The sequence below is a fragment of the Streptomyces sp. YS-3 genome (assembly GCF_045257485.1).
Classification (GTDB): domain Bacteria; phylum Actinomycetota; class Actinomycetes; order Streptomycetales; family Streptomycetaceae; genus Streptomyces.
Genome location: NZ_JBJHPC010000857.1, coordinates 1 through 2,118, shown reverse-complemented (window position 1 = coordinate 2,118; position 2,118 = coordinate 1). Strand labels below are relative to the sequence as shown.

Genomic DNA, 2,118 nt, shown 5'->3' with positions numbered 1-2,118 from the left:
GAGCGCTCAGGACGTACCAGGCCGCCTCGGTGTCGTCCCGGCCCAGGAGGTCGTACCGCGCGTGGGGCGCCAGGCTCACCCGGTCGACGGCCTCGCACTCGCTGTGCAGCATGCCGCGCCGGGCGAGACAGCGGACGCGGACGGGGTGCCGGTCGCCGGTGTGGAGGGCAGCGGTGCGGTGACTCGCGTTGACGATCACTGGTCTTCCTCCCGGGGGACGTCCAGCACGGCGTGGAAGTACTCCAGCCCGTCCGCGCCCGCCTGGACGTGGGCCTCGGCGCCCAGGGGCAGGGTCAGGGAGACTCCCGGAGCCAGCGCCACGCTGGTCGCCCCGACCTCGGCGGTGCCGGCGCCGTCGGTGACGTACACGGTGTGTTCGACGTCCTGGGCCGCCAGCCGGGCCGTCTCCCCGGGGAGGAGTCGGGTCACGCGTACGGTGCGCAGGGGGCCGGTGAGGACAGTGGCGGCGTCCACCGGTCCGGCGCGTCGCAGGTCGGCGATGACGGCGTGGGTGGTACGGGCCGGATCGGGCATGGCCGTCTCCTTCGTGGGGGGTGGGGCGGGGACTTCGATGACGAGCCAGGACAGCGGCGTCCGGGCGGTGTTGCGCAGTCCGTGGCTGCGGCCGAGCGCGGTGAGGACGGCCGTGCCGGGCCGGACGGGATGGGGGCGCCCGTCGAGGGTGATCTCGCCCTCGCCTTCGAGGACGAAGTACAGCTCCTCGGTGCGGGTGTGCCGGTGCTCGCCACTGACGCCGCCGGGCGGCAGCCACGCCCACTCGACCGCTTCCCACCGGCCGTGCAGCCCGGTGCGGCGGGCCAGGCACGTCCAGCGCGACAGCCCCTCGGAGGCGTGCACGCCGTGCACCTCGGCCGGTTCGCGGATGTCCGCGACGACGATCGCCTCACGCATGACCGGCCGCCTCGCCCGCGGCGTGGACCGCCCTCAGGCGCCGGGCCGCGTCGGCCAGTTCGCCGGTGGTCACGTCGTCGACGAAGACGGCACCACCGATACCGGCGGGCAGCGGAAGCCGCTGGCTCCCGTCGCGGTGGCGGACCGTGTCGGCCAACGCCTCGCCCAGTACGCCCGGTTCGCACAGCCGGTGCCACACGGGCAGGGCGAGGCCGCGCATCGCGTTCAGGATCCGCCGGCTCTCCCCCGGCGTCACCAGCCCGCGCGCTTCGGCGATCAGCGTGGTCAGGGCCATGTCGACGCACACGGCCTCGCCGTGCAGCAGCTCGGGCAGGGCCCGCATCTCCAGCGTGGGGCTGAAGGAGTGGCCGTAGTCGACGACCCGCTCCAGCTCGCTCTCCCACAGATTGCCCTGGAGCTCCTCCAGCATGCCGTGCACGGCCCGGCCGAGCACCTCCCGTACGACGGGATCCCACCGCCGGCCGCCCTGGAACCGCTCGCCGACCAGCCGGCCGCCGTGGGCCTCCAGGAGGGCGAACAGCTCCCGGTCCTTGATCAGCGCGATCTTGAGGATCTCGGCCATGCCGTTGCTCAGGTGCCGCCGGGCGAGGGTGGCCAGGAAGCGTGGGTCCAGCAGCGTCCGGGCCGCGGGGTGGTAGGTGCCGAGCCGGTTCTTGTGCGGCCCGAAGTTCACTCCGGTCTTCGCCCCGACACCCGCGTCGACGAGGCCGATCAGCGTGGTGGGTACGCGTACGTACGGGGTGCTGCGGCGGTAGAGGCTGCATGCCAGGCCGACGACGTCCATCAGCACACCGCCGCCGAGGGCGACGACCGGCTCGCTGCGCCGGGCGATGCCGAACCGGTCCATCGCCGCGGCCACCGAGAACACGGCGTCCATCGTCTTGAGCTGCTCGTGGGCGGTCAGCACATGGATCTCGAAGTCCAGACCGCGGGCCGCCGCGTAGGCGCGCAGCCGGTCGCCGTACAGCTCGTCGACGGTGGTCTCCACGACCACGAGCCGGCGGGCCGGGGCGGGGCCGTCGCCGGGGACTCCGGCGGTCGCGAGTGCGGGGTTGCGCGGGTCAAGGACGTCCGGTGTGAAGCCCACCTCGTAGCGGACGGGCTTGGCGGTGCTCACCGTCCAGGAGCGGACCGGCTCGCCCGAGGTGAACAGGCCGTGGGCGGAACGGGGGGTCAGGGTGGTCA

General features: G+C 73.9%; 2 protein-coding genes and 1 pseudogene. All 3 read right to left on the bottom strand.

Annotated elements, in window-relative coordinates; all coding sequences use genetic code 11:
• Positions 1-199 (bottom strand): annotated as a pseudogene (locus ACJA3G_RS35615) (hypothetical protein); the annotation flags it as partial.
• Positions 196-912: a cupin domain-containing protein gene (locus ACJA3G_RS35610; protein WP_406557167.1), complete on the bottom strand. Its 717-nt coding sequence runs from the start codon at positions 910-912 to the stop codon at positions 196-198. The pseudogene ACJA3G_RS35615 and the gene ACJA3G_RS35610, both read right to left, overlap by 4 nt.
• Positions 905-2,110, bottom strand: a complete 1,206-nt coding sequence (locus tag ACJA3G_RS35605; RefSeq protein ID WP_406557168.1) for a sedoheptulose 7-phosphate cyclase — start codon at positions 2,108-2,110, stop codon at positions 905-907. The genes ACJA3G_RS35610 and ACJA3G_RS35605 overlap by 8 nt, the downstream gene beginning before the upstream one ends.
• Positions 2,111-2,118 lie beyond the last annotated feature (8 nt).

Excerpts from the sequence above, each read along its gene's own strand:
- ACJA3G_RS35610 (WP_406557167.1), bottom strand. The coding sequence starts at position 912 with ATGCGTGAGGCGATCGTCGTCGCGGACATCCGCGAACCGGCCGAGGTG.